Source organism: Ramlibacter pallidus, assembly GCF_015070875.1.
Lineage (GTDB): Bacteria > Pseudomonadota > Gammaproteobacteria > Burkholderiales > Burkholderiaceae_C > Ramlibacter > Ramlibacter pallidus.
Genome location: NZ_JADDIV010000006.1, coordinates 1 through 26,441 on the forward strand (window position 1 = coordinate 1; position 26,441 = coordinate 26,441).

27 protein-coding genes are annotated in these 26,441 nt (G+C 70.1%); 25 read left to right on the forward strand and 2 right to left on the reverse strand.

The window, feature by feature from the left end:
* The 6 genes from IM787_RS19605 to IM787_RS19630 form a co-directional block, all read left to right on the forward strand.
* Positions 1–434, forward strand: a 434-nt coding sequence (locus IM787_RS19605; protein ID WP_193678413.1) for a YybH family protein, incomplete at its 5' end; no start/stop codon positions are given.
* 34 nt (positions 435–468) lie between these two features.
* A complete protein-coding gene (locus IM787_RS19610; RefSeq protein ID WP_435531175.1) occupies positions 469–1,719 on the forward strand; it encodes a L,D-transpeptidase family protein in 1,251 nt (416 codons plus the stop codon).
* Positions 1,719–2,306, forward strand: coding sequence for a peptidylprolyl isomerase (locus IM787_RS19615; protein ID WP_193678415.1), 588 nt, complete (start codon positions 1,719–1,721; stop codon positions 2,304–2,306). The genes IM787_RS19610 and IM787_RS19615 overlap by 1 nt, the downstream gene beginning before the upstream one ends.
* A gap of 17 nt (positions 2,307–2,323) precedes the next feature.
* Complete coding sequence (locus IM787_RS19620; protein WP_193678416.1) at positions 2,324–2,830, forward strand: peptidylprolyl isomerase; 507 nt, start codon at positions 2,324–2,326, stop codon at positions 2,828–2,830.
* A 5-nt stretch (positions 2,831–2,835) separates the two neighbouring features.
* Positions 2,836–3,603 carry a UDP-2,3-diacylglucosamine diphosphatase gene (locus IM787_RS19625; RefSeq protein ID WP_193678417.1) on the forward strand — a complete coding sequence of 256 codons (768 nt, stop codon included), beginning with the start codon at positions 2,836–2,838 and terminating at the stop codon, positions 3,601–3,603.
* Positions 3,603–4,355 (forward strand): M90 family metallopeptidase, encoded by a 753-nt coding sequence (locus IM787_RS19630; protein ID WP_193678418.1) that lies wholly within the window; start codon positions 3,603–3,605, stop codon positions 4,353–4,355. The genes IM787_RS19625 and IM787_RS19630 overlap by 1 nt, the downstream gene beginning before the upstream one ends.
* A 30-nt stretch (positions 4,356–4,385) precedes the next feature.
* Here IM787_RS19630 and IM787_RS19635 read toward each other — a convergent pair whose 3' ends face one another.
* A complete protein-coding gene (locus IM787_RS19635; RefSeq protein WP_354004453.1) occupies positions 4,386–7,235 on the reverse strand; it encodes a DUF349 domain-containing protein in 2,850 nt (949 codons plus the stop codon).
* An 860-nt stretch (positions 7,236–8,095) separates the two neighbouring features.
* Here IM787_RS19635 and IM787_RS19640 point away from each other — a divergent pair.
* The 3 genes from IM787_RS19640 (at position 8,096) to nrdR (ending at position 10,792) form a co-directional block, all read left to right on the forward strand.
* Positions 8,096–8,920, forward strand: a complete 825-nt coding sequence (locus tag IM787_RS19640; RefSeq protein ID WP_193678420.1) for a lytic transglycosylase domain-containing protein — start codon at positions 8,096–8,098, stop codon at positions 8,918–8,920.
* Between the two features lie 173 nt (positions 8,921–9,093).
* The gene (glyA, locus tag IM787_RS19645) at positions 9,094–10,338 is read left to right on the forward strand and encodes a serine hydroxymethyltransferase (protein WP_193678421.1); all 1,245 of its coding nucleotides are present in this window, start codon (positions 9,094–9,096) and stop codon (positions 10,336–10,338) included.
* Positions 10,339–10,342: 4 nt separating this feature from the next.
* The gene (nrdR, locus tag IM787_RS19650; protein ID WP_193678422.1) at positions 10,343–10,792 is read left to right on the forward strand and encodes a transcriptional regulator NrdR; all 450 of its coding nucleotides are present in this window, start codon (positions 10,343–10,345) and stop codon (positions 10,790–10,792) included.
* 18 nt (positions 10,793–10,810) lie between these two features.
* Here the strand turns inward: nrdR and IM787_RS19655 are convergent, their stop codons facing one another.
* A complete protein-coding gene (locus IM787_RS19655) occupies positions 10,811–11,353 on the reverse strand; it encodes a GspH/FimT family protein (RefSeq protein WP_193678749.1) in 543 nt (180 codons plus the stop codon).
* A gap of 244 nt (positions 11,354–11,597) precedes the next feature.
* On the opposite strand from IM787_RS19655, the gene pilV reads away from it, so the two are divergent.
* Genes pilV through tolA form a run of 16 tightly spaced genes read left to right on the forward strand, consistent with a single transcriptional unit; the run spans position 11,598 to position 26,341 of the window.
* Entirely contained in the window at positions 11,598–12,212 is a 615-nt protein-coding gene (gene pilV, locus IM787_RS19660; RefSeq protein ID WP_193678423.1) for a type IV pilus modification protein PilV, read from the forward strand.
* Positions 12,209–13,213: a PilW family protein gene (locus tag IM787_RS19665; RefSeq protein WP_193678424.1), complete on the forward strand. Its 1,005-nt coding sequence runs from the start codon at positions 12,209–12,211 to the stop codon at positions 13,211–13,213. Before pilV ends, IM787_RS19665 begins: the two co-directional genes overlap by 4 nt.
* The gene (locus tag IM787_RS19670) at positions 13,210–13,818 is read left to right on the forward strand and encodes a pilus assembly PilX family protein (protein WP_193678425.1); all 609 of its coding nucleotides are present in this window, start codon (positions 13,210–13,212) and stop codon (positions 13,816–13,818) included. Before IM787_RS19665 ends, IM787_RS19670 begins: the two co-directional genes overlap by 4 nt.
* A gap of 6 nt (positions 13,819–13,824) precedes the next feature.
* On the forward strand, positions 13,825–17,862 hold the full coding sequence (locus IM787_RS19675; protein ID WP_193678426.1) for a pilus assembly protein: 4,038 nt from the start codon (positions 13,825–13,827) through the stop codon (positions 17,860–17,862).
* Positions 17,863–17,876: 14 nt separating this feature from the next.
* Complete coding sequence (locus IM787_RS19680) at positions 17,877–18,329, forward strand: type IV pilin protein (protein WP_193678427.1); 453 nt, start codon at positions 17,877–17,879, stop codon at positions 18,327–18,329.
* A gap of 14 nt (positions 18,330–18,343) precedes the next feature.
* A complete protein-coding gene (locus IM787_RS19685; RefSeq protein WP_193678428.1) occupies positions 18,344–18,877 on the forward strand; it encodes a GspH/FimT family pseudopilin in 534 nt (177 codons plus the stop codon).
* Positions 18,878–18,879: 2 nt separating this feature from the next.
* A complete protein-coding gene (ribD, locus tag IM787_RS19690; RefSeq protein ID WP_193678429.1) occupies positions 18,880–19,968 on the forward strand; it encodes a bifunctional diaminohydroxyphosphoribosylaminopyrimidine deaminase/5-amino-6-(5-phosphoribosylamino)uracil reductase RibD in 1,089 nt (362 codons plus the stop codon).
* Positions 19,969–20,021: 53 nt separating this feature from the next.
* Entirely contained in the window at positions 20,022–20,651 is a 630-nt protein-coding gene (locus IM787_RS19695) for a riboflavin synthase (protein WP_193678430.1), read from the forward strand.
* On the forward strand, positions 20,648–21,790 hold the full coding sequence (ribBA, locus tag IM787_RS19700; RefSeq protein ID WP_193678431.1) for a bifunctional 3,4-dihydroxy-2-butanone-4-phosphate synthase/GTP cyclohydrolase II: 1,143 nt from the start codon (positions 20,648–20,650) through the stop codon (positions 21,788–21,790). The genes IM787_RS19695 and ribBA overlap by 4 nt, the downstream gene beginning before the upstream one ends.
* A 9-nt stretch (positions 21,791–21,799) precedes the next feature.
* Complete coding sequence (gene ribH / locus IM787_RS19705) at positions 21,800–22,264, forward strand: 6,7-dimethyl-8-ribityllumazine synthase (RefSeq protein ID WP_193678432.1); 465 nt, start codon at positions 21,800–21,802, stop codon at positions 22,262–22,264.
* Entirely contained in the window at positions 22,261–22,740 is a 480-nt protein-coding gene (gene nusB, locus IM787_RS19710) for a transcription antitermination factor NusB (RefSeq protein WP_193678433.1), read from the forward strand. The genes ribH and nusB overlap by 4 nt, the downstream gene beginning before the upstream one ends.
* A complete protein-coding gene (locus IM787_RS19715; protein ID WP_193678434.1) occupies positions 22,737–23,921 on the forward strand; it encodes a pyridoxal phosphate-dependent aminotransferase in 1,185 nt (394 codons plus the stop codon). Before nusB ends, IM787_RS19715 begins: the two co-directional genes overlap by 4 nt.
* On the forward strand, positions 23,918–24,337 hold the full coding sequence (ybgC, locus tag IM787_RS19720; RefSeq protein WP_193678435.1) for a tol-pal system-associated acyl-CoA thioesterase: 420 nt from the start codon (positions 23,918–23,920) through the stop codon (positions 24,335–24,337). The genes IM787_RS19715 and ybgC overlap by 4 nt, the downstream gene beginning before the upstream one ends.
* Positions 24,334–25,026, forward strand: a complete 693-nt coding sequence (tolQ, locus tag IM787_RS19725) for a protein TolQ (protein ID WP_193678436.1) — start codon at positions 24,334–24,336, stop codon at positions 25,024–25,026. Before ybgC ends, tolQ begins: the two co-directional genes overlap by 4 nt.
* Before the next feature lie 2 nt (positions 25,027–25,028).
* Complete coding sequence (locus IM787_RS19730) at positions 25,029–25,454, forward strand: ExbD/TolR family protein (protein ID WP_193678437.1); 426 nt, start codon at positions 25,029–25,031, stop codon at positions 25,452–25,454.
* 2 nt (positions 25,455–25,456) lie between these two features.
* Entirely contained in the window at positions 25,457–26,341 is an 885-nt protein-coding gene (gene tolA, locus IM787_RS19735) for a cell envelope integrity protein TolA (protein ID WP_193678438.1), read from the forward strand.
* The last annotated feature ends 100 nt before the right edge of the window (positions 26,342–26,441 follow it).

The window sequence follows — 26,441 nt, forward strand, 5'->3', positions numbered from 1 at the left end:
CCGCACCCGCGCCGGCAGCGGCGCCGGCGGCGGCTCCCGCGCCAGCCCCTGCCGCCGCACCCGCACCCGCACCCGCACCCGCCGCCGGCGCCACGGCCTCGCGCGACGTCGAAGCCGCCGTCCGGGCCTGGGCCAATGCCTGGGCGAGCAAGGACATGTCGGCCTACCTGGGCGCCTACGGCAAGGAGTTCGACCCGCCCGGCAAGCTGTCGCGCGCGGCCTGGGAGCAGGAGCGCCGCGCCCGCATCGTCGGCAAGAACAAGATCACCGTGCAGGTCAGCGACCTGGACGTCACCGTGACCGGCAGCAAGGCGGTCGCGAAGTTCCGCCAGGCGTACAGCGCCGACTCGCTGAACGTCACCAGCCGCAAGACGCTGGAGTTCGTCAACAGCGGCGGGCGCTGGACGATCGTCCGGGAGAGCACCGGCGCCTGAGGCGCTGCTGCGTCCCCCGGCGAAGGTTGTGCAGTTGAACCTCCCCACCGCCCCGGCCGCGTTCGGCCAGCTGCTGCTGGCGCTGTGCGCCTTCGCGGTGCTGCTGCCCGCGGCCGCCGCGCCGCCGCAGCGCAAGGCCGCGGCCCAGTCCCCGGCCCGCAAGCCGGCGCCCCGCGACGGCGAAGCCGAGGCGCGGCTGATCGAGATCTACCGCCTGATCGGCCAGGCCCGCACCCGCGATGCGCTCGCCAAGGCCGAGCGCCTGGTCCAGGACCATCCCAACTTCAGCCTGGCCCAGCTCGTCTACGGCGACCTGCTGACGGCCCAGCAGCGGCCCGTCCGTGCCTTCGGTGACGTGCCCGACACCGCGGTGCGCAGCGCGGGCCAGCAACTGGCGGAACTGCGCGAGGAGTCGCAGTTGCGCATCCGCGCCCTGCGCGAGCGCCCGCCCGCCGGTGCCGTCCCCGCGCAGTTCGTGCAGCTGTCGGCGAAGAACAGGCATGCGATCGCCATCGACAGCTCGCGTGCCCGCCTCTACCTGTTCGAGAACGGCCCGCAGGGCGTGAAGCTGGTGGCCGACTACTACATCTCGGTCGGCAAGGCCGGCATCGAGAAGGTGGTCGAGGGCGATGCGCGCACGCCGCTGGGCGTCTACTACATCACCAGCAACCTCGACCCGAAGACGCTCAAGGACTTCTACGGCGCGGGCGCCCTGCCGATCAACTACCCGAACCCGTACGACGCCCGGCGCGGCAAGACGGGCCGCGGCATCTGGCTGCACGGCACGCCGCCGGAGCAGTTCGCCCGCGCGCCCAAGGCCACCGACGGCTGCGTGGTGCTCGCCAACCCCGACCTCGAGCGCATCATCCGCACCGTGGAGGTCCGCACCACGCCGGTGGTGATCGCGCAGTCGCTGCGCTGGGTGAACCCGGCGCACGTGCAGACCGACCACCGCCACTTCAAGGACGTGCTGCAGGCCTGGCGCGATGCCAAGGCCAGCGGCGACGTCGGCCGGCTGCTTTCCTTCTACACGCCCGACTTCGCCGTCAACGGCAAGACGCTCGCGCAATGGACGCCGCTGCTGCAGGTCGAACTCAGCCGCGCGCGTGGCCGCGAGATCGAGATGAAGGACCTGTCGGTGCTGCGCTGGACCGACTCGGCCGACACCATGGTGGTAACCTTCGGCGAAGTGGCCGCGGGCGCCCGCAGCGGCCCGGTCAAGCGGCAGTACTGGGTGCGCCAGGGGCCGCAATGGAAGATCTTCTACGAAGGAGTGATCGGCTGATGTTTTCCCTCACCCGCCGGGCCGCCACGGCCGCCCTGGTGATCGGCTGCATGGCCGGCGGCGTCTCCGCCCAGCAGGCGCCCCGCGTCAGGTTCGCCACCAGCGCCGGCGACATCGTCGTCGAGGTGTATCCCGACAAGGCCCCCAAGACGGCGGCCAACTTCCTGCAGTACGTGCGCGACAAGCACTACGACGGCACCATCTTCCACCGCGTCATCGACCGCTTCATGATCCAGGGCGGCGGCTTCGACCGCAACATGTCCGAGAAGCCGACGCGCGCGCCGGTGGCCCACGAAGGCCGCGAGGCCTACGCGAAGGGGCTGAAGAACGAGATCGGCACCATCGCCATGGCGCGCACGTCCGACCCCGACTCGGCCACGTCGCAGTTCTTCATCAACGTCGCCGACAACAAGCGCACGCTCGACCCGCCCGGCCCCAACGCGCCCGGCTACACGGTCTTCGGCAAGGTCGTCGAAGGCATGGACGTCGTCAACAAGATCAAGGGCGTGGCCACGGCCAATGCCGGCATGCACGGCGACGTCCCCGTGACGCCGGTGGTCATCCAGTCGGCCACGCTCGTCAAGTAAGAGACAAAGGTTTTCCCATGAGCAATCCCAAGGTGGAACTCCACATCGCCGGCCACGGCGTCGTCACGCTGGAGCTCGACGAGCAGAAGGCGCCCAAGACCGTCGCCAACTTCCTGAACTACGTGAAGAAGGGCCACTATGACGGCACCATCTTCCACCGCGTGATCAGCGGCTTCATGGTGCAGGGCGGCGGCTTCGCGCCCGGCATGTCCCAGAAGCCGACCGACGCACCGGTCGAGAACGAAGCCAACAACGGCCTGAAGAACGACCGCTACACGGTGGCGATGGCGCGCACCAACCAGCCGCACTCGGCCTCGGCGCAGTTCTTCATCAACGTGGCGGACAACGAGTTCCTGAACCACAAGTCGCCCACGCCGCAAGGCTGGGGCTACGCGGTGTTCGGCAAGGTCGTTTCCGGCCAGGAAGTCGTCGACGCCATCGAGGGCGTGGCCACGGGCAACCGCGGCGGCCACGGCGACGTCCCCAAGGCGGACGTCGTGATCGAGAAGGCCGTCGTCGTCTGAACGCGATGCAGCCGCCGCCGGCGCAGGAACTGCGCGCCGCGCCCGGCTGGCGCACCGTCGAGTGCATCTCCGACCTGCACCTGCAGGCGTCGCAGCCCGCCACGGTGCAAGCGTGGCGGCGCTACATGGCGGCGACGCAGGCGGACGCGCTCTTCATCCTGGGTGACCTGTTCGAGGCCTGGGTCGGCGACGACGCCGCCGAGGCGCCCGGCTTCGAGGCGGAGTGCGCGCAGGTGCTGCGCGACACGGCGCGGCGCCTGCCGCTCTTCTTCCTCTGCGGCAACCGCGACTTCCTGGTCGGCGAGCGCCTGGCGCGGGCGACCGGCCTGGCGCTGCTGGCGGACCCCACCCTCTTCCTCTTCGGCGAGCAGCGCTGGTTGCTCTCGCACGGCGACGCCCTGTGCGTGGCGGACACCGACTACCTCGCGTTCCGCGCCAAGGTGCGGGCGCCGGGCTGGCAGGACGCCTTCCTCTCGCAACCGCTGACCAGGCGCCAGGAGGTCGCGCGCGGGCTGCGCAACGAGAGCGAGGAGCTGAAGCAGACCGACCGGTTCTACGCCGACGTCGACACCGAGACCGCGCTGGCCTGGCTGCGGGCCGCCGGCGCCCCGGTGCTGGTGCATGGCCACACCCACCGGCCGGCCGAACACGCGCTCGACGCGACGCACCGGCGCATCGTCCTCAGCGACTGGGACGCGCATGCGCAGCCGCCCCGCATGGAAGCCTTGCGCATCACGCGCGAGGGCGACGTCCGGCGCATCGCGCTCGCCTGATGTGGTCCTGGCTGCGCCGCCGCCGCGTCCCGGCGCTGCCCGACGCGCTGTGGGAAGCCACCCTGCGGCGTTACCCCTTCCTCGCGGAGCGGGAGGCGGCTGAAGCCGCACGCCTGCGGGCGCTCGCCGCCGAGTTCCTCGCGCGCAAGGAGTTCCACGGTGCCGGCGGCCTCGTCATCACGGACGAGATCGCGCTGGCCATCGCGGCCCAGGCCGTGCTGCCGGTCCTGCACCTCGGGCTGGGCTGGTACGACGACTTCGTCGGCATCGTGGTCCACCCCGACGAGGTGGTGGCGCGGCGCACGGAAGTCGACGCGACCGGCGTGGTGCACGACTGGGACGAAGTGCTGGCCGGCGAGGCCATGGAAGGCGGGCCGGTCATGCTGAACTGGCGCGACGTGGCGCAGGCCGGCGCTTCCGCCGAGACCGGGTTCAACGTGGTGATCCACGAATTCGTCCACAAGATCGACATGCGCGACGGCGCGCCCGACGGCTGCCCGCCGCTGGCCTCGGTGCAGGCCCGGCGCGCGTGGCTGCAGGTGATGGAGGCGAACTACGAGCGCTTCCGCGAGGCGGTGATCCGCGCCGAGCGCTTCGGCGAGGAACACCCCTGGCTGGACGGCTACGGCGCCACCGCGATCGACGAGTTCTTCGCCGTCGCGTGCGAAGGCTACTTCGTGAACCGCGCCCGCTTCACGCAGGACTTCCCCGAGCTCACGGCGCTGTTCGACGGCTTCTACCGCCGGGGGTAAAGGCGGCGGGCACGGCGGCCCGCCCACCGCTCACCTTCCGCGCAGCAGCGCCTTCAGGGCGTTCTGCAGCCGGCGCGCCGCGTTCGCGTCGTAGCCGGTCGCCAGCACCTTCGCCACGTCCGTGCCCCAGGTCTCCTGCGGCGACGGATCGTTGCGGCGCGTCAGCAGTTGCAGCTGCAGCGCGCGCCGGGCGGTGATCTGGTCGGCCGGCGTGGGCACGTCGGCGGCGATCTCCAGGCGCAGCAGCGCTTCGGAAGCGTCGCCACCGGCGGGCTTGCCCAGCGCCTGCGTCCAGCCCTGGCGCACCTGCGGGCCCACGGCCTTGCCGAGTTCCTGGTGGCTGGGCACCTGCTCGGCGGAGCGCTGCTCCCAAGCGGTCATCAGCTGCGTCAGCGCCTCCCCGTGCGCCTGCGCCGCCAGCTTGCGCAGCGCCGCCTGCGCGTGCTCCAGCGCATCGCGCTGCGCGCGGAAGGCCGCGTCGCCCAGGCGCGGGCCACGGTCCTCCCGATCGTCGCGGTCGCGGCCGAAGGGACGGCGCTCGTCGCGCATGTCGCGGCCACCGGGGCCGGGCCGGCGGCTGTCGAACTTGCCGGGGCGGGCCGCCATGGCGGGTTCGGCCCGACGGGCGCCAGGACGGTCGTCGCCGCGCATCGCCACGACCGGCTTGGGTGCCGGCTTCGGCGGGGCCGCGGGTGCGGCGGCCTCCTGGCCTTCGGCGGGCGCGCCTTCGGCGGTGGCGCTTTCCGCCCCGCCGTCGGCGGTTGCCGCATCGACCGGCGACGCGGCAGGCTTCGCGCCCACGGGGGCGGCGGCGGCGTTCGCGTCGTCGCGGGCGCGCACGGCCTGCTCCAGCGCGGCGAGCGCCGCGCGGATCTTCTGGGCGTCGCCGCTGGCGGTGGCCTGCTCGACGGCCTTCGACGCTTCCAGCACGGCACGGTCGCGGCCGCTCATGGCGGCGCTCGCCTTCTCACGCTCCGCGGTCTTGCGGTTGAAGGCGTCGTCGATCGGCTTGCGGAAGGTGTCCCACAGCTTCTGCTCCTGCTTGCGGTCCAGGGGCACGGTCTGCGCCTCCGCCTGCCAGCGCTGCTGCAGCGCCTTGACGGCATCGATGCGCAGCATGGGCGCGTCGCCGAGCGCCCTGGCCTCCTCGATCATCGCGTTGCGCCGCTCGATGCTCTGTTTCTGGGCCCGGTCCAGCGGGGCTGCGGCCAGGCCGATCGCTTCCTTCCATTGCGGCTGCAGTTCGGCGAACGCCTTCTCGCTCAGGTGGCCGGCCTCGCGCCAGCGGTCCGAGAACTGGTGCAGCGCGCGGTTGAACCCCTTCCAGTCGCCGTTGGGCGCGTCGGGATGGGCCGCGGCCCAGGCCTTCACTTCCTCGATGAGCGCCAGGCGCGCCGTGCGGTGTTCCGCGGCTTCCGACTTGACCTTGTCCAGCCACTCCTGCACCACCTTGTAGGCTTCGTTGCAGGCTTCGTCGAAGCGCTTCCACAGGGCATGGTTCGGCGGGCCGCCCTGGTCGACCTGCTTCCACTGCTCGCGCAGGCTGCGCAGGGTCTCCTGCATCTTGCGGCCGCCATAGCGGGGCTTGCGCACGGCGGGGCCGGAGGGAGTGGCGGCTTCCGCCACCGCCTCGGGCGCCGGCCGGTCGTCCGGTTCGGCCGCGGCCGGGACCGCTTCCGCCGTCGCCGGCAGGTCCTGCGCGGCGGCTTCCGCGGGCGCGGCTTCCACGGCCTCGCCGGTGGCGACAGGAGCGGCCTCGCCGTCTCCGGGCTTCACCCGCGCCGGCTTGCGCGGCTTGGCGGGCACCGTCTCGAACAGCGCCTCGGCCTTGGCCACGAGCTCCTGCCGCAGCTGGTCGGCGCGCCAGCGCTGCCAGCCTTCCAGTTCGGTGGCGGCGCCCAGCGCGGCATGCGCCTGCGCCTCGAGCTTGTCGTCCACCAGCTTGCCGTGTTCCTTCAGTGCGTTGCGCAACGCGTTCGCCGCGCCCACCGTGGCCTTGCCATGGCCTTGCGCGACTTCCTGTTCCAGCTTCGCCAGCGCATCGCCGACCACCTTGCCGGCATGGGCCCGCTGCTCCGGGTCGGCCTTCGGCCGCGCGGCTTTCGGCGGCGCGGCCTCGGCCGGACCGCCGCGCGCCTGGCGCAGTTCATCGGCCCAGACCGGCACGGGCGGCAGCGCGGCATTCGCGTCGGCGGCCGCGGCGACCGCCTGCGCCAGCGCGCTCTGGAACGCATCCCAGACGACCTGCAGCTGCGCGCGCGAAGCTTCCAGCAACGGCGGGAATTTCGGGTCGACACTCACCCAGTTCGCGTCGTCGAGCAGGGCCTGCGCCTGGGCCTGCCACGCCGGCACGTCGTTGCGCAGCGCGTCGGCGGCCGCCTGCGCGTCTTGCCAGGACTTGGTGGACAGCACCTCGATGCGCTGCGCGAGCAGCACGGCCGCCTCGCGCTGGATCTGCACGCGGTTCTGCAGGTCCTCGATGCCTCGGATGCGGTCGGCGAGTTCAGCCTTCACGGAGGCGAGCGGCTCGCGGCTCAAGGGTGCGCCGGCCTTGGCGGCGTCGCGCTGCCACGCCATCGCGTCGGCGATGTTCAGGCGCGGCTGGCCGAGCAGGCCACGGGCCTTCTCGGCCCATTCGGCCGCGATGGCCTCCTGGCCCTTGGCGCGCTTGATCTCGTCCAGCTTCTCGCGCAGCAGGCGGGCGGCGCCCTTGTCGCGGGCGCTCAGCTCGCGGAACACCTCCTGCATCTGTTCGGCGCTGGGCTCGCCGGCCAGCCAGTCGCGCAGGCGGGCCGCCCGTTCGCCGGACGTCGGGGCGGAAAAGGCGCCCCCGGTCAGCGTGTCCAGTGCCTGGGTGTCGTGGGATTTCAAGCTGCTCACAAGTCTTGTTCGGTGGGAAAGGAAAGCCCCCTGGCAGGGGGCAAGGTGCGTATTCTCGCCGCGAACGGGCGCAGGGGGTGCGGGCGCCGCGCGTGCCCGCACGCGCCGTGCATATATGGAGGATGCGCGATGGCGGCCCCAAAGAGGAAGCCCGGCCAGGAGCCTGAAGCCGCCTGCCGGGCTTGACGGTCCGACCCGAGTCGGTGCCGTCTGGGTTCGCGACTCGAACGGGACGTCCGCGTCGCGCCGGAAGCAAAGATTGCTTCCAAGTGGGGCCGGGGCTGCCACGGGTGTGGCCCTACCGGCTGATGCCCGATCGCTCGGGCCCTTCCAACTTAGGCGACGCCCCCGGGGATTGCAAATCGACTTTTCAATGGTGCTCCAAGGCGCGATTGCGGGTCGCTCAGCCGTTTCCCCCGGCCATTCCTGACGGATGGCGACCGCCGCCCAAGGGACCGACGAGCGGCACGGAGGACGCTCCGGCTCGCCGTTCGCTCCTGAAAAAGGAGCATCCGGCCGCCTGTCAGGCATGGCTGACAGCGGTCCGCGGGCTCCGACTACGGAACTTCCGGCTGGCTCAGCCCTAAATTATCGACTCCATATGTTTCAGGAAGCATAAAGAAGCAGGCAATGATCCTTGACCGGGTATGAAGCAGCCTCCTAGAATCCGCCCCGTTCCCGCCCCTGACCGGGAACGACCCACCCGCTGCCGAACCCGGCGAAGTCGGTGAAGACGTGACAGGTGCTCCAGCGAGCCCTCCGTTTTCCCGATGGCGTACCAATCCAAGCGAGGAGCCGACGGTGAGAGTGCCGCTTGCAGCGGCACGAAGACGCGGATCCGCGCGCAGAAAGGAAGTGCTATGACAGCGCTAGGAAAACTGGCCAAGGGCGTGCAGACGTTCGTCGCGGACGTCGCCCAAGGCTTCTTCGAGATCACCCACAACGGCTTTGCCGTCGTGGGCCTTGCCACCGTGTTCACCGTCCTCACCCTGCTGGCGCGTCCGGACCTGCAGCAGGCCGGCGAGTCCCGCCTCATGACCTGGCTGCAGGCCCGCCACGTGCAGGCCATGGGCCTCGTGCCCGAACTCGACGCGATCGACCGCGCCACCGCGCTGAATCCGAAGGAGCTCCCGAAGCAGCAGGCCGCCGTGGCCTACTGGCTCAGCAAGAAGTATCGCGTCGCGCCCGAGCCGCTCAGCGCGCTGGTGGCCGAGGCCTACGAGATCGGCGCCCGCAACAAGATCGATCCCCTGCTGCTGCTGTCCGTGATGGCGGTCGAGTCCAGCTTCAACCCCTTCGCCCAGAGCCCGGTCGGCGCCCAGGGCCTGATGCAGGTGATGACCGGCATCCACAGCGACAAGTACGAGAATTTCGGCGGCAAGCTGGCGGCTTTCGACCCCGTGACCAACCTGCGCGTGGGCGCCAAGGTCCTGCAGGAGTGCATCCAGCGCGCCGGCTCGGTGCAGGGGGGCCTGAAGCACTACGTCGGCGCCGCCCTGCTGCCGCACGACGACGGCTATGCGGCCAAGGTGATGGCCGAGCACGAGCGCCTGCAGCAGGTGGCCAACGGCCGCGTGGTGCCGCTGGTGACGCCGCCCGTGCCGCTGCGCACGATGGCCCCGGCCATTCCCCCGCAGGTCGAGCCGGAACAGGCCGCGCCGGCGCCGGCCCACGTCGTCTCCTAGGCTAAACTAGCGCCCGTACGCGACTGGCGATAGGCGGCCCCGCAGCGGGCCGTTGACGTGGTCTACCACTGGGGAGCGTGCCGCGGGCACCGGAAGCACCTTCCGGCCCCGTGATCCAGCCGTTCGCCTGGGCACCCTCCGTCTCCGCACGGGGGCCACGCCATAGGACCGCCATGTACGACCGCAAGACCCTCATCGAACAGACCGACCCCGAGATCTGGGCCGCCATCCAGGCCGAGAACCGCCGCCAGGAAGAGCACATCGAGCTGATCGCGAGCGAGAACTACGCCTCGCCCGCCGTCATGGCCGCCCAGGGCACCCAGCTGACCAACAAGTACGCCGAAGGCTATCCCGGCAAGCGCTACTACGGCGGCTGCGAGAACGTCGACGTCGCCGAGCAACTGGCCATCGACCGCATCAAGCAGCTGTTCGGCGCCCCGGCGGCGAACGTGCAGCCCCATTCGGGCGCCCAGGCCAACGAGGCCGTGTTCCTGGCCTTCCTGAAGCCGGGCGACACCATCATGGGCATGAGCCTGGCCGAAGGCGGCCACCTCACGCACGGCATGCCGCTGAACATGTCCGGCAAGTGGTTCAACGTGGTGAGCTACGGCCTGAACAAGGAAGAAGCCATCGACTACGACGCGATGGAGCGCAAGGCGCACGAGAGCAAGCCCAAGCTGATCATCGCCGGCGCATCAGCCTATTCGCTGCGGATCGACTTCGAGCGCTTCGCCCGGGTGGCCAAGGACGTCGGCGCGATCTTCATGGTCGACATGGCCCACTACGCCGGCCTGATCGCCGCCGGCGTCTACCCCAACCCGGTTCCGCACGCCGACGTGGTGACCTCCACCACCCACAAGAGCCTGCGCGGGCCGCGCGGCGGCTTCATCCTGATGAAGCCGGAGCACGAGAAGGCGATCAACAGCGCCATCTTCCCCGGCCTGCAGGGCGGTCCGCTGATGCACGTCATCGCCGCCAAGGCGGTGGCCTTCAAGGAAGCGCTGTCGCCCGAGTTCAAGGCCTACCAGCAGCAGGTCGTCAAGAACGCCCAGGTGGTGGCCGAGACGCTGGTGCAGCGTGGCCTGCGCATCGTGAGCGGCCGCACCGAAAGCCACGTGATGCTGGTGGACCTGCGTTCCAAGGGCATCACCGGCAAGGAAGCCGAGGCCGTGCTGGGCGAAGCCCACATGACCATCAACAAGAATGCGATCCCGAACGACCCGGAGAAGCCGATGGTCACCAGCGGGGTGCGGGTGGGCACGCCGGCCATGACGACCCGCGGCTTCAAGGAAGAGGAAGCCCGCATGACGGCCAATCTCGTCGCCGATGTGCTGGAGAAGCCGCGCGATGCCGCCAATATCGCGGCCGTTCGCGAAAAGGTCCACGCCCTCACCCGCCGCTTCCCGGTCTACAGGTAGCGCCATGAAATGCCCGTTCTGCAGCCATGCCGACACCCAGGTGGTGGAGACCCGCATGGCGGAGGACGGCGACTTCATCCGCCGGCGCCGGCAGTGCGCCCACTGCGAGAAGCGCTTCACCACCTACGAGCGGCCCGACGTGACCTTCCCGGCGGTGGTGAAGAAGGACGGCCGCCGCATCGAGTACGAACGTGCCAAGCTGCTCGGCTCCTTCCACCTGGCGCTGCGCAAGCGCCCGGTCAGCACCGAGCAGGTGGACGGCGCCGTGGAGCGCATCGAGGAGAAGCTGCTGAACCTGGGCGTGCGCGAGATCCCCAGCTCGCGCATCGGCGAACTCGTCATGCGCGAGCTGAAGAAGCTCGACAAGGTGGCCTACGTCCGCTTCGCCAGCGTCTACCGCAGCTTCGAGGACGTCGACGACTTCAAGAGCGTGGTCGACGAGATCCGGCGCTGAGCGCCGCGCCCTCCGCGGTTACCCGCAACTCCCCACCGAGCCCTCCTGCACGCGGGCCCGTCCGCCCGAAGCGAGCACGATGGTGCGCGCCGGACCCTGCTGCGGCGAGCGCCGGCAGATCGTGACCGTCCCGGCCAGCATGCCGCCGCCGGCGCCACGCGGCCCACCCAGCGTGGAGAACGCGATCACGCGCGCCACCGGCTCGTTGCCGGTCACGACCAGGTCGGCGGCCAGCGCCTCGCCGCGGTAGATCAGCGCCTCTCCCGGGTCGGGCGACCGGTTGCCGTTCGGGTCGTGGAAGACGAGCCAGCCCTGCTCCCAGCCGCCGGCGGCGCTGCAGGACTGGCCATCGGCCGACTTGCACATCGCGACCGGGCTGCCCCGCAGGAGCGCCTGGGTGCGCACCAGGTGCAGGCTCGACACGAAGGTGCTCGCTGCAGATCGCAGCTGCGCCGCATGGATGGCTTCCGCGATGGAGGGAGCGCCCGCTGCGAGCGCGACCGCTGCGACGGCCAGCACCACCAGGAGCTCGACCAGGTTGAATCCGCGGGACTTCGGCATGGGCACCTCCAGGCCGCAAAGGTAGGCCGGCGACCCCTTTCCGGCGTGTGAACAGGAGGCCTGCGGGCCGTGCGAAAGTGGAGCCGCGCGCGGTGCGCGGCGGCACTTGCCGAAGCCCTCGCCAGAGGGCGATTTCGCTCGTGCGGTAGCCCTGCGCCGAGGGGCGGATGTGAGTGTTGACGGACGGTGGAACACGCCCGATGCGCGGGTCGCGAACCACGGCCGGGCTGCCTAAACTCGCGGCATGAGCTCGCTCCGCCCGCATTCCATCCGGCCCGCCGCCATGCGCTCCTCCCGGGGCTTCAGCATGGTGGAAGTGCTCGTCTCGATCGTGATCCTCAGCATCGGCGTCCTCGGTGCGGTGGGCATGCAGGCCGCGGGGATGCGCAACAGCCGCGAGGTCCGCTCGCAGGCCCTGGCCGGTGCGCTGGCCCGCGAGCTGGCGGAGAAGATGCGCGGCAACCACCTCGTCGCCATCCAGACGACCGCGGCCGCCAACCCCTACCTGCTGGACCAGACGCTGGTGACCAGCCCGCCCACGACCCTCACCTCGCCGACGCCGAACTGCTACCAGAACGCCTGCGCCACGGGCCTCCAGATCGCCGCCTGGGACGCGTACGAATGGCGGATCCGGCTGCGCGACACGCTGCCGAACCCCCGCGTGCGCGTCTGCATGGACGCCGACCCGTTCGACGCCGGCGGCCTGCCGAAGTGGGACTGCACCAACACCGGCAACGTGGCCGTGCTCAAGCTGGCCTGGAACCGCTCCAACACCCTGGGCGTCACCGAATTCACCTCCGTCGGCGACGCGACCCTTCCGATGCTGGTGCTGCCGCTGACCGCGGGGAGCAACGAATGAAGACACTGCACCTGGGCCGCCAGCGCGGCGTGACGCTGGTCGAAATGCTGGTTGCCCTGACGCTGGGCCTGCTCGTGGCGATCGCCGCCATGGTGACCCTCGTGGTCGGCCGCACCGGCTTCAACTCCGTCGACGCCACGACCCAGCTCATCGACCGCGAGCGGTTCGCCGCCGACACGGTCGCGCGCGTCATCGCGCAGGCCGGCTTCGAGGACCAGGGCGCCGACCCGCTCGTCACGCGGGCCATCGTCAAGCGCATGGGCGGCGATCCGGAGCCCGACCTGTTCGGCTGGAACAACGCGCTGTACGCATCGCCCGGCACCCTGGCCATCAGCGGATCGACGACGATGACCGACAGCAGCCGGACCAGCGGTTGCGGCGCGGTCACGGACACCAGCTGCGCCAACGGCAGCGACGTGCTCGTCGTCCGGTTCCAGGGCTCCGGCAACCCCACCGCCGACGGCGCGATGGTGAACTGCCGCGGCGAGTCCGAACCGGGCCTCGCCACCGGCAGCCTCGACGAACGCGCCGCCAACATCTTCTACGTGGACCGCGACGCCGCCGGCGAGCCGGGCCTCTACTGCGCCTACTACAACCGCGCCACCGCCGCGTGGGTCGCCGGCCAGCCGCTGGTGGAAGGCGTCGAGGCCATGCAGGTCCTCTACGGCACGGACCGGGTGACGCCCCTGTCGACGCCGCCCGCGGCCCTGGGGGACACGATCGTCGACCGCTGGCTGCGCGCGGACCAGCTCAAGGTCGCGGGGAATGCGGCCGCCACCCGTGAGAACTGGCGCCGCGTCCGCGCCATCCGCGTCGGCCTGCTGCTGCGCGGCGCCCCGGGTTCGGCCCAGGAAAGGGTCACCGGCAGCTTCAACCCGCTGGGGGTGGCCTACGCCCACACGAACGACGTCGGGAGCACGCTGGCGACGGCGGCCGACGGACGCCTGCGCCGCGTCGTCAACTTCACCGTCCACCTGCGCAACGACCTGAGCACACGATGAACGCCCGGAAAACCCCCTGCCCGAGCACGGCCCCGCGCCGCGCCAGCGGCTTCAGCATGATCGTCGTGCTGATCATCCTGTCGGTGCTGAGCCTGATGGGCGTGGCGGTCACGCAGATGACCCTCCTCAGCGAGCGCTCCACCCGCTACGACCGCGACTGGCAGATCGCCTGGCAGGCCGCGGAGGCCGCCCTGCTCGACGCGGAATTCGACATCCGGGGGCCGAACACCAGCGGCGCGAGCCGCGTGGCGGTGTTCAGCCCCACGAGCCTGCTCGGCTTCACCGACGGGTGCGGCACGGGGACCGACCGCGGCCTGTGCCTGCCTGCGCTGGCGGGCAAGCCCATCTGGTACACGGTGAACTTCCTCGACGGCTCGGCCAACGCCAGGACGGTGGAGTTCGGCGAATTCACCGGCAGGACGCTGGACACCGGCAACGGCGTCCGTCCGGCCCGCAGGCCGCGTTACATCATCGAAGTGCTGCCGGACCTCACCCCCGGCGGCAGTGCGACGGTGCAACGCAACATCTATCGCGTCACGGCCATCGGATTCGGCCCACGTGAGGACACGCAGGCTGTCCTGCAAATGTTCTTCAGGAAAGAGTAACCCGCCATGTTCGCACTTCCCATTCCGCCGCTGCCCGCCCGAGCGAAACGCGTCCTGCAGGTCACGCTGCTGGGCAGCCTGGTCGCGGCCGCCAGCCTGGTGATCGGACAGTCCAGCCCGCCGCTGGTGCAGCTGGCCACCGAGCCGTTGTACATGAACGGCGCCAAGGCCAAGGGCAACCTCACCATCGCGCTGTCGGTGGAATTCCCCACCGTGGGCGCCACCTACCGCGCCGGTTTCGACCCGAACACGGAATACGTCGGCTACTTCGACCCGAACGCCTGCTACAAGCACGTGCCGGCGAGCGGAGGCAAGGGTGCCTATTTCGACTGGCAGAAGGCGATGCCTGCCGACAACGACTGCGGCGGCGGCGGCTTCAACGGCAACTTCATGAACTGGGCCACTTCGTCGGCCATCGACATCCTGCGCTACGGCCTCACGGGCGGCAACCGCGTGATGGATGAGGACACGGGCAACGGCGTGACCGTCGTGGAACGCGCCTGGCTGCCGGACGACTTCTACCGCAACGGCTCTTACTTCCCCACGAAGTCGATCTCCAAGGCGGTTGCCGCCAAGATGATCGAGACGAGCGTGGCCAACCAGATCCCGGCGGGCGGAAACCTCTACATCTACAACTGCCGCGAGCGCGTCTACTTCTCGATCGCGAACGACACGTCCGGGGATTGCGCCAGCCCGCACGGCACCAGCGCGGACGACAAGAAACATCCGTACCTGATCGGTCCGTCGAACGCGAAGTACTACGAAGTGCGGAACATGGTGTGCGACCCGAACACCGCCACGAACCGCCTGATGACCTACGACCCGCAGACCAAGCTCTGGCGCGGTCTGTGCAAGAAGTACGAGAAGGGCAACAAGTCCTTCTACAAGCCGGTGGGCCAGTTCCAGGTGAACTCCGACAGCCTGCGCGTCTCCGTGTTCGGCTACCTCAACGACGACCAGCGCACCCGCTACGGCGGCGTGATGCGCTCGCCCATGAAGTACCTGGGCCCCAACGACTATGACGCCAACTTCAACCTGAAGGCGGCCGCGAACCCGCACGCCGAATGGGATCCGCTGACCGGCGTCCTCAAGGAGAACCCGCAGGCCGGCCATGCGACGTACGGCGACCAGGGCCATCCCCGCAGCGGCGCGATCATGTACATCAACAAGTTCGGCACGCTGGACATCAAGGGCGACTACAAGACGTACGACCCCGTGACGGAGATGTACTACGAGGCGCTGCGCTACCTGCAGGGCAAGCAGCCCACGAGCAAGGCCGTGTCCCTGACCGGGACCGCGACCCAGATCAAGCGGCTGAAGGAGAACTTCCCCGTCTACGACACCTGGACCGATCCGTTCGACGGCTTCCAGGACACGACCGGCGACGCGGCGAGCTGCCTGCGCAACAGCATCCTGACCATCGCCGACGTGTTCACGCACAGCGACCACGAAGTGCCGGGAAGCACCCGCAATGCGACCGACGACTCCGCCCGGGCCAAGGCCGCCTGGCCGGACCTGGACGCCCCCTACTGGTCGAAGGTCGTGGGCGGCTTCGAAGGCAACCTGGGCGTCGCCTACAAGGACAGCAAGGGCCGCAACCAGACCACCAGCAACCCGAACACCGTGATCAACACGGGCGGCCTGAGCGGCAACGACGCGGTGGACTTCAGCACGCTGGACTCGCAGACCACCGGCGCCGGCACCGGTTCGTACCACATGGCCGGCATGGCGTACTGGGCGAACACGCAGACGTTCAACATCACCTATCCGAAGGCCCGGGTGCAGACGTTCGCCATCGACGTGAACGAGAACTCCAAGAGCACGGCCTCGACCACGTTCCGCCGCACGCGCCAGCTGTACCTGGCTGCCAAGTACGGTGGCTTCAACGACCGCGCCGCCGCGCAGACCGGCAACCCGTACCAGCCCGGCAGCAACGTGCTGTGGATCGGCGCCGACGGCGACGCCAAGAACTACTTCCTGGCGAGCGACGCGCAGAAGTTCCTGGATGCGCTGGCCGAAGTGTTCGCCCGGGTCGTCGAGGAAACCGGCTCCATCGCGGGTGGCGCGATCTCCACCACGCGTCTGACTTCCTCCGAATCGGCCTCGGTGTACCAGGCGCGCTTCAACCCCGTGGCCAACTACTGGAGCGGGCGCCTGCTGAAGTACCCGATCTCCCTGGCCGCGGACAACACGATCGAACTCGGTTCCACGCCCACCTGGGAGGCGGGACAGATCCTGACCAACCGCACCAAGGTCGACCACGGCGCGGACCGCAACATCGTCATCGGACCGCCGCTCGGGCGGCAGGGCGTGGACGCGGCGGCGCCCTTCAAGTGGGCCAACCTCCCGACGGCGCACCAGACGGCCCTGAACACCCTCGACGGCGTGGTGGATGCGTTCGGCAGCGATCGCCTCGACTACCTGCGCGGCGACCGCCGCAAGGAACAGTCCGCCACCAACAAGACGGGGCCGTTCCGCCCACGCGACGTCGTGCTGGGCGACGTCGTGAACTCCGGCATCGTCTACGTCGGCAAGCCGTCCCTGTCCCAGGCCGGCAAGGAGTTCCGCGACTTCTACGACGCCAACAAGTCCCGCAAGTCGGCGCTGTACGTCAATGCGAACGACGGCATGCTGCACGCCTTCTACGACGACACCGGCGCCGAGGCCTTCGCCTATGTGCCGGGCTTCCTCTCGTCGAAGCTCTCGCAGCTCCCCGACCTGGACTACATGCACGCCAGCCTGGCCGACGCGACCCCGGCGGTGGCGGACGCCTTCTACCGCGGCGCATGGCGCACCACGCTGGTGTCCGGCGTCGGTGGCGGCGCGCAGGGCGTGTACGCCCTGGACGTCACCAATCCCGCCACCTTCAGCAAGGACAAGGTCCTGTGGGAGTTCACGGACCGCGACCACCCGGCGATGGGCAACGTGCTCGGCGCCCCGCAGATCCTGAAGTTCCGCGTGACCGACAGCACGGCGACCACCCACACGTACAAGTGGTTCGCGGTGGTCGCGAGCGGGGTGAACAACAACGCCACGGACGGCAACGCCCTGACCTCGGGCAACGCCTCGCTGTTCTTCCTGGACCTGGGCTTCGTTCCCTCCCTCACGGACAAGTGGGTCGAGGGCACCAACTTCTGGCGCATCGAACTGCCGCAGAGCGACAACTCGATCGCCAAGGGGCTGGTGGGCTTCACGGCCACCCGCAACGCGGTCACCGGCGCTGTCGACCAGATCTACGGCGGCGACATGCAGGGCAACCTCTGGAAGTTCGACTTCAGCACGAAGGGCACGGGGAGCCTGGTGACCACCGCGGCGACCAATTTCTCCACCTTCAACATGATCAGCGGCAACGCGCCGATGTTCATCGCGAAGAATTCCGCCGGCAACGTGCAGCCGATCACGGGCGAGCCCACCGTCATCAACGGATTCATGGGCAACCGGATGATCGCCTTCGGAACGGGCAAGTTCCTCGAAGTGAGCGACACCACCGTGCCGCTGGCGCCTTCGGCCAGCTTCTACACCGTGCTGGACACCAAGACCGCGGTCATTGCCGACCGGTCGGCCCTGCAGGGCGGCACGATCAGCGGCAACACGGTCACGGTCCCGGGCTTCGTCTGGGGAACGGGCGCCGGGGAGAAGGCCGGGTGGTACCTCGACTTCGACCCGAGCATCGCGGAACGGCAGATCAGCGACATCACGGCCATGGGCGGAAGCATCCTGTTCGGCTCCATCTACCCGACCAAGGGCTCCTGCGGCGAAGGTGGCGGACGGCTGTACATCCTGAATTCGCTGACCGGCGGCGGCGTCTCCGAGGAATCGCAAGTGGGCGTGCTGGCCGCGCCGCTGGTGATCACGCTCGGCGGCACCAGCCTGACCATCAGCGACACGGCCGGCCAGCGCACGGCCACGGAGAAGCTCGGGGTGATCACGCAGGGCGCCAAGGGCCTGAAGCCCAGCTCTCTGACCAGCACCTACAGCATGCAGGTGGGCCGACTCAGCTGGCGCCAGCTGAACAACTTCCAGGCCAACAAGGCCGCACCGTGAAGCAGGAGCGGAACATGACGAAAGCCGACAGCCGGGGCTTCTCCCTGATCGAGCTGATGATCACCGTGGCGATCATCGGGATCCTCGGGGCGGTGGCCTACCCGGCCTACACCGACCAGGTCCGCAAGGGCCGCCGGGCGGAGGCGCGGACCGCCGTCCTGAGCCTCCTGCAGCAACAGGAGCGCTACATGACCCAGCGCAATACCTACGAGACTTTCGCCGCCGGGAACCCGGCGACGCTTCCCTTCAGGGCCTTCAGCGGGAACACCCTGGCCGAGAGCAAGCACGTGCTGGGGGCCCAGCTGTGCCAGCCGATCGGGGCGGTCACTCCGGCCAAGACGGACTGCATCGAGGTCTTCGCGCAGCCGATCGCCGGCTACTCCGATCCGCAGGCCACGCTGATCGCCATCGATACCCAGGGGCGCCGCCGCTGCGTCCCGGCCACCAGCACGAAATGCTGGAAGTGAAGAAGGGGGCCGCCATGCGCACGCGCCGTCGCCTCGCCGGTTTCACGCTGATCGAGGTCCTGGTCACCCTGGCCATCATCGGGGTGCTCGGACTGGTCGCGGTGCCGAGCTTCGTCGAGTTCCGGCGCAATGCGGAGCTTTCCGACAGCGTCAGCAACCTGATGCTGGCCGCGAGCACCGCCAAGACCGCGGCGCTGAAGTCGGGCCGCAATGCGTTCGTGCAGACGAAGGCCGCCACGGGCTGGGGCTCCGGCTGGTTCGTGTACGTCGACACGAACTGGGACAACGACTATGACGCGGGCACGGACGAACTGGTGATGGAGCACGCCGCCCTGTCGTCCGACGTCACGGTGGGCACTTCCGCCGGTTCGCTGGCCTCCAACTACCTCATGTTCAACGGTGCCGGCTTTCCGCGGCTGACCGGCGGCGGCAACGGGAACGGCAGCCTGGTGCTGTCGACGAAGGGCCGCTCCAGCATGGTGATCGTCGACACCTCGGGGCGCACGCGCTCCTGCAAGGTCGGCACCACGGGGTGCTCGGCGCTCTGAGCATGCGCCGGGCCCTGGAGCTCGCGCGACAAGCCTTCCCGCTTTCGGACCCCAATCCGCGCGTCGGGTGCGTCCTCGCGGACGCCGACGGCCGGGTGCTGGGGGAAGGCTTCACCCAGCAGCCGGGCGGCCCGCATGCCGAGGTCATGGCGCTGCGCGATGCGGCGGCGCGCGGTGCCGATGTCCGCGGCGCGACGGCGTACGTGACGCTGGAACCCTGCTCCCACCACGGCCGTACCGGCCCCTGTTGCGACGCGCTCGTCGCGGCCGGCATCGCCCGCGTGGTCGCCTCGCTGCGCGATCCCAATCCTTTGGTCGCGGGCCAGGGCTTCGCGCGGCTGCAGGCCGCCGGCGTCCAGGTGGAAGTCGGCCCCGGCGCGCAGGAGTCGCGCGAGATGAACATCGGGTTCTTCAGCCGGATGATCCGGGGCACACCCTGGGTGCGGCTGAAGGTGGCCGCATCGCTGGACGGGCAGACGGCGCTGGCGAACGGCCGCAGCCAGTGGATCACCGGCGACGCGGCCCGTGCCGACGGGCACGCGTGGCGCGCACGGGCGGGGGCGATCCTCACCGGCATCGGCACGGTCTTGGAAGACGACCCGCGGCTGGACGTGCGCGAGGCCCGCGTGGCGCGGCAGCCGCCCCTGGTCGTGGTCGACAGCCGGCTGCAGACGCCCGGCTCCGCCGCCCTTTTCCAGGTGCCCGACCGGCCGGTCTGGATCTATGCCGCCCGGCACGACGCGGCCGCCGAAGCGGCCCTGCAGTCGCGCGGCGCGACCGTGGTCCACCTGCCCGGCGACGGCGGCAAGGTCGACCTGGCGGCCATGCTCAGGGACCTCGCCGGCCGCGGCGTCAACGAACTGCACGTCGAGGCCGGCTTCAAGCTCAACGGTTCGCTGCTGCGCGAAGGCCTCGTCGACGAGTTCCTGGTGTACCTCGCGCCGAAGCTGCTGGGACCGGGCCAGGGCATGGTGAACATCGGGCCGCTGCAGGAGCTCGACGCAGCCGTCGCGCTGGAATTCGTCTCGGTGGACCGGGTGGGCGCGGACCTGCGCGTGCTGGCGCGGATCCCCGGCCGCGCCGCCTTCTAGGCCCATCGTCCGCCGCGCCGGGGCCCGGCCCCCGAGTCTGCGAAAATGGCCGGATGTTCACCGGCATCATCACCGGCGTCGGGCGTATCGCCGCCATCGACGACCTCGGATCTTCCCAGCAGCACGGCAAGCGGCTGACCATCAGCACGCCGGCGGGTTACCTGGAGGACGTGGGGCTGGGGGACAGCATCGCCCTCAACGGCGCCTGCATGACGGTCACGTCGCTCGACGCGGCCGCCGGCCGGTTCACCATCGACATCTCCGCCGAATCGCTGGACAAGACCGCCGGCCTGGCCGAGCCGGGACCGGTGAACCTCGAAAAGGCGCTGCGGCCGCAGGACCGCCTGGGCGGACACCTCGTCTCGGGCCACGTCGACGGCGTCGGCACGGTGCTGGCCCTGCAGCCGGTGGGCGAAAGCGTGGAGCTGCGCATCCTGGCGCCCTCCTCCCTGGGCAAGTACCTTGCGTACAAGGGCTCCATCACCGTCAACGGCGTGAGCCTGACCGTCAACCGCATCGAAGACCGCGCGGACGGCACCGCGCTTTCCATCAACCTGATCCCGCACACCGTGGAGAACACGGCGCTGCATGCCCTCGCGGCGGGCAGCCGGGTCAACCTCGAGATCGACCTCATCGCGCGCTACGTCGAGCGCATGCTGGGCGCCGGAAAGGTCACGCCATGAACGCAAGGGCCCCGGTGGGGCAGCTCACTCCCGTCCCGGTGTCGCCGGTCGAGGAGATCGTCGCCGAGATCAGGGCGGGCCGCATGGTCATCCTCGTCGACGAGGAAGACCGCGAGAACGAGGGCGACCTCGTGCTGGCGGCCGACCACGTCACGCCCGAAGCCATCAACTTCATGGCCCGGTTCGGCCGCGGCCTCATCTGCCTCACGCTCACCCGCGAACGCTGCGAACGGCTGCAGCTGCCGCCCATGGTGGCGCGCAACGGCACGAAGATGGGGACCGCGTTCACCGTGTCCATCGAGGCCGCCGAAGGCGTGACCACCGGCATCTCCGCGGCGGACCGCGCCCGCACGGTGCAGGCGGCGGTCGCGCGCCACGCGAAGGCGCAGGACCTGGTGCAGCCCGGCCACATCTTCCCGCTGCAGGCGGTGGACGGCGGCGTGCTGATGCGCGCCGGGCACACGGAGGCGGGTTGCGACCTCGCGGCGATCGCCGGCTTCACGCCCGCGGCCGTCATCTGCGAGGTGATGAAGGACGACGGCACCATGGCGCGGCTGCCGGACCTGCAGCTGTTCGCCGCCGAGCACGGCCTGAAGATCGGCACCATCGCCGACCTCATCGCCTACCGCAGCCAGAACGAGAGCCTGGTCGAGAAGCTGGGCACGCGCCCGCTGGCCACCGCGTACGGCGAGTTCGTCGCCCACGCCTGGCGCGACAAGCCGAGCGCCGGCCTGCACTTGGCGCTCGTCAAGGGCCGCTGGCAGCCGGACGACGAAGTCCCGGTGCGCGTGCACGAGCCGCTGTCGGTGCTGGACGCGCTGGAGCTGGACCGCTCCATGCACTCCTGGAGCCTCGACGCCAGCCTCAAGCACATCGCGCAGGCCGGCCGCGGCGTCGCGGTGCTGCTCAATTGCGGCGAGAGCGCGGAGCAGCTGCTGGCGCAGTTCGAAGGCACGGCGCGCGCCTCGCATGCGCCGGAACGCGGCCGCATGGACCTGCGCAGCTATGGCATCGGCGCGCAGATCCTGCGCGAGTGCGGCGTGCGCAGGATGAACCTCATGGGCGCGCCGCGGCGCATGCCCAGCATGGCCGGCTACGGCCTGGAAGTCGCCGGCTACACGCCGCGCGGCAAGAGCTGAAGGAAAAGAATGTTCGGAGCAGACAAGGGCACGGCCGACCGGCTGGATGGCAAGGAGCTGGTGATCGGCATCGTGCAGGCGCGCTTCAACCAGGGCGTGACCAACGTGCTGGCGAAGGCGTGCTGGGACACCCTGCTGGCGCACGGCGTGGAGGAGAAGCACATCGACCACGTGCAGGTGCCGGGCGCGCTCGAAGTGCCGGTGGCGCTGCAGGCGATGGCCGAAAAGGGCGGCTACGACGCGCTGATCGCGCTGGGCTGCATTATCCGCGGCGAGACCTACCACTTCGAGCTGGTGGCCAACGAATCGGCGGCCGGCGTCACGCGCGTTTCGCTGGACTACCAGCTGCCGATCGCCAACGCCATCCTCACCACCGAGGACATGGACCAGGCGATCGCCCGGCAGGAGGAAAAGGGCGTCGACGCGGCGCGGGTCGCCATCGAGATGGCCAACCTGCTGGAACGGCTCGGATGACGGCGGCCGCCCCCCGCAAGACCGCGGCCAAGCCGCCCCGCAGCCGGGCGCGCGAGTTCGCCGTGCAGGCCCTGTACCAGCACCTCGTGGGCCGGCAGGATGCCGAATCGATCGACCAGTTCACGCGCGGCCTGTCCGGCTTCCACAAGGCCGATGCGGTGCACTACGACGCGCTGCTGCACGGCTGCATCCGCGAAGCGGCGCAGCTCGACGCGCTGATCGTGCCGCTGCTCGATCGCAAGCTGGAGGAGATCTCCCCGATCGAGCGCGCCGTGATGTGGATCGGCACCTACGAATTCCTGCACGCGCCGGACGTGCCCTGGCGGGTGGTGCTCAACGAATGCATCGAGCTCGCCAAGGAGTTCGGCGGCACCGACGGCCACAAGTACGTCAACGGCGTGCTGAACGGACTCGCGCCGAAGCTGCGCGCGCCCGAAGTCGAGGCCGACCGGGCCGCCGGGAAGGCGCGTCCGTGAGGATCTCCCGTCGTGCCGAACGGATCGAGCCGTTCTACGTGATGGAGGTGGCGAAGGCCGCCTCGCAGCTGGCGCGCGAGGTCGCGGGCACCAGCCGGCCCATGATCTTCCTGAACATCGGCGAACCGGACTTCACCGCGCCGCCGCTGGTGCAGGAAGCGGCCGCACGGGCCATCCACGACGGCCGCACGCAGTACACCGACGCCATGGGCCTGGGGGCCCTGCGCGAACGCATCAGCGGCTGGTATGCGCAGCGCTTCGGCGCCGACGTCCCGGCGCGCCGCATCGTGGTGACCGCCGGCGCCTCCGCCGCGCTGCAGCTCGCCTGCCTGGCGCTGATCGAGGCCGGCGACGAGATCCTGATGCCGGACCCCAGCTACCCGTGCAACCGGCATTTCGTGAGCGCCGCCGAGGGCGACGCGGTGCTGGTGCCGACCACCGCCGCCGAACGCTACCAGCTGAGCGCGGCGAAAGTGCGCGAGCACTGGGGGCCGAAGACGCGCGGCGTGCTGCTGGCCTCGCCGTCGAACCCCACCGGCACCTCGATCCACCCCGAGGAACTGCGCCGCATCCACGCCCTGGTGCAGGAACGGGGCGGCATCACGCTGCTGGACGAAATCTACCTCGGCCTCTCGTACGACGACACCTTCGGCCACACCGCGCTGGCGATCGACGACCAGGTGGTCAGCATCAACAGCTTCTCCAAGTACTTCAACATGACCGGCTGGCGCCTCGGCTGGATGGTCGTGCCGGACGCGATCGTGCCCGCGGTCGAAAGGCTGGCGCAGAACCTCTTCATCTGCCCGAGCACGGTGGCGCAGCACGCGGCGCTGGCCTGCTTCGAGCCGGAGAGCATCGCCGAGTACGAGCGCCGGCGCGGCGAGTTCAAGGCGCGGCGCGACTGGTTCATCCCGCAGCTGCAGGCCATGGGCCTGGCGGTTCCGGTGCTGCCGGACGGCGCCTTCTACGCCTGGGCCGACTGCGGCGAGGCGGCGCGCCGGCTGGGCGTCGAGGGCAGCTGGGACTTCGCCTTCGAGGTCATGCGCGGCGCGCACGTTGCCGTCACGCCGGGGCGGGACTTCGGGCACGCGGAGACCAGCCGCTTCGTCCGCTTTTCCACGGCGAACTCCATGGCGCAGCTGCAGGAAGCGGCGGCCCGCCTGAAGGGCCTGATCGGATGACGGTGCCGGCCGGCACTTTCGCGTGGCCGGTGCGGGTGTACTGGGAAGACACCGACGCCGGCGGCATCGTCTTCTACGCCAACTACCTCAAGTTCTTCGAGCGCGCCCGCACCGAATGGCTGCGCTCGCTCGGCGTGATGCAGGGCGAGCTGCGCGAGCGCGTCGGCGGCATGTTCGTGGTGAGCGAGACCGCGGTGCGCTACCTGGCGCCCGCCCGGCTCGACGACCAACTTCTTGTTACGGCCCGGCTGCAGGCGGCGGGCCGCGCGTCTTTGATAATCGCGCAGCAGGCGACCCGGGCAGACACCGGCGCTTTACTCTGCGAAGGCACCATCCGCATCGGGTGGGTCGCCGACCGGACCCTGCGGCCCGGGCGCATCCCGGCCGCCATCCTCGACGTCCTAGCAACCGAATGAACCAAGACCTCTCCATCCTGCAACTCGTGCTGGGGGCCAGCTGGGTCGTGCAGCTGGTGATGCTGCTCCTGCTGCTGGTGTCCATCACCAGCTGGGCCGCGATCTTCCGCAAACTGTTCGCGCTGCGGCGCGTGAATGCGCTCAACGACGACTTCGAACGCGAGTTCTGGTCCGGCACCAGCCTGAACGACCTGTTCTCCGCCGCCGCGCAGAACGCCAAGACGGCCGGCCCGATGGAGCGCATCTTCGCCTCGGGCATGCGCGAGTACCAGAAGCTGCGCGAGCGGCGCATCACCGACGCCGGCACCCTGCTCGATGGCGCCCGCCGGGCCATGCGTGCGAGCTACCAGCGCGAACTGGATGCCGTGGAGACGAACCTGTCCTTCCTGGCCTCCGTCGGGTCCGTGTCGCCTTACGTCGGCCTCTTCGGCACCGTCTGGGGGATCATGCATGCCTTCACCGGGCTCGGCGCGCTGCAGCAGGTGACGCTGGCCACCGTCGCGCCGGGGATCGCGGAGGCGCTCGTGGCCACCGCGCTCGGACTTTTTGCCGCGATTCCCGCCGTGGTCGCCTTCAACCGCTTCGCCCGCGACATCGATCGCGTGGCGATCAAGCTGGAGACCTTCATCGAGGAGTTCTCCAACATCCTCCAGCGCAACCTCGGCGCCCACAGCGCCTCGGGCCACTAACCATGCCGTCCGTCGCCCACCGCGGCCGCGGCCGCCGCACGATGAACGAGATCAACATGGTCCCGTTCATCGACGTGATGCTGGTGCTGCTGATCATCTTCATGGTGACCGCGCCGCTGATCACGCCCAGCGTCATCGACCTGCCGAGCGTCGGCAAAGGCAAGGACCTGCCGCAGCAGCTGATCCAGGTCTCGGTCGGCAAGGACGAGGCGCTGGAGCTCAAGATCGGCGACAAGACCAGCGCCGTCACCTTGCGGGAGCTGCCGGCGCTGGTGCGGCAGGCGCAGGGCACGCAGCCCGCCGGCCAGAGCGCCGTGGTGATCAGCGCCGACAAGAGCGTGCGCTACGAAGCCGTGGTGAAGGTAATGGACACGCTGCAGCGCGCGCAGGTGCAGCGGGTCGGCCTCGCGGTCAAGGTCCAGCCCTGAGCATGCACGCCTCCACCGACCGCCTGGACTTCGCGCCGCCGCCGCAGCCGGGGCTGCTGCGCGGCTTCGCGCTCGCGGTGATCGCGCACGTGCTGCTCGCCATCGCGCTCACGCAGGGCCTGCAGTGGCAACGCGAGTCGGAGAACGTGGTCGCCGAGGCGGAGCTGTGGTCGGCCGTGCCGCAGCAGGCCGCGCCACGGGAAGAACCCGCTCCGGTCCCGACGCCGCCCGCCCCGACGCCGCCGGTCGTGAAGGCCCCGCCGCTGCCCGACCCGCAGGTGCAGCGCGACGCCGAGATCGCGCTGGAACGCGAGCGGGAAAAGCGCGAGGCCGCGGAACGCCGGCAGGCCCAGCTGGAGCGCGAGCGGGACCAGAAGCGCAAGCTCGAAGCGCAGAAGAAGCGCGAGGAGGAACTCGCGCGGCGCAAGGAAGAACAGGCGGAGAAGCTCGCCGAAGCGAAGCGCAGGGAAGACGAGCGCAAGCGCAAGCTGCAGGAGCAGGAAGCCCGCGACACCCGGCGGCTGGCGCAGCAACGGGAAGAAAACCTGCGGCGCATCCAGAGCATGGCGGGCACGGGCGCGCCCTCCTCCACGGGCAGCGCGGCGCAGTCCTCCGGGCCGTCCGCCAGCTGGGGCGCCAAGGTGCAGGCCCGGGTCCGGCCCCACATCGTCTTCACGGAGAACACCGCGGGCAACCCGAAGGCGGACGTCGAAGTCCGGACCTCGCCCGACGGCACCATCGTCGCCAAGCGCCTGGTGCGCTCCAGCGGCAACAAGGCATGGGACGACGCGGTGCTCCGCGCGCTGGACAAGACCGACTCCCTGCCGCGCGACGTCGACGGGCGCGTGCCGTCGCCGGTCATCATCGGGTTCCGCCCCCAGGACTGACCGGCCGTCGCGGACGGACGTGTCACTTTGTCGCAGCTGCAACGCGCCAGTTGCGCAATGGGGCCTAGGCTTCGCGCCTAGGCTGGCCGCGGATGCGGCG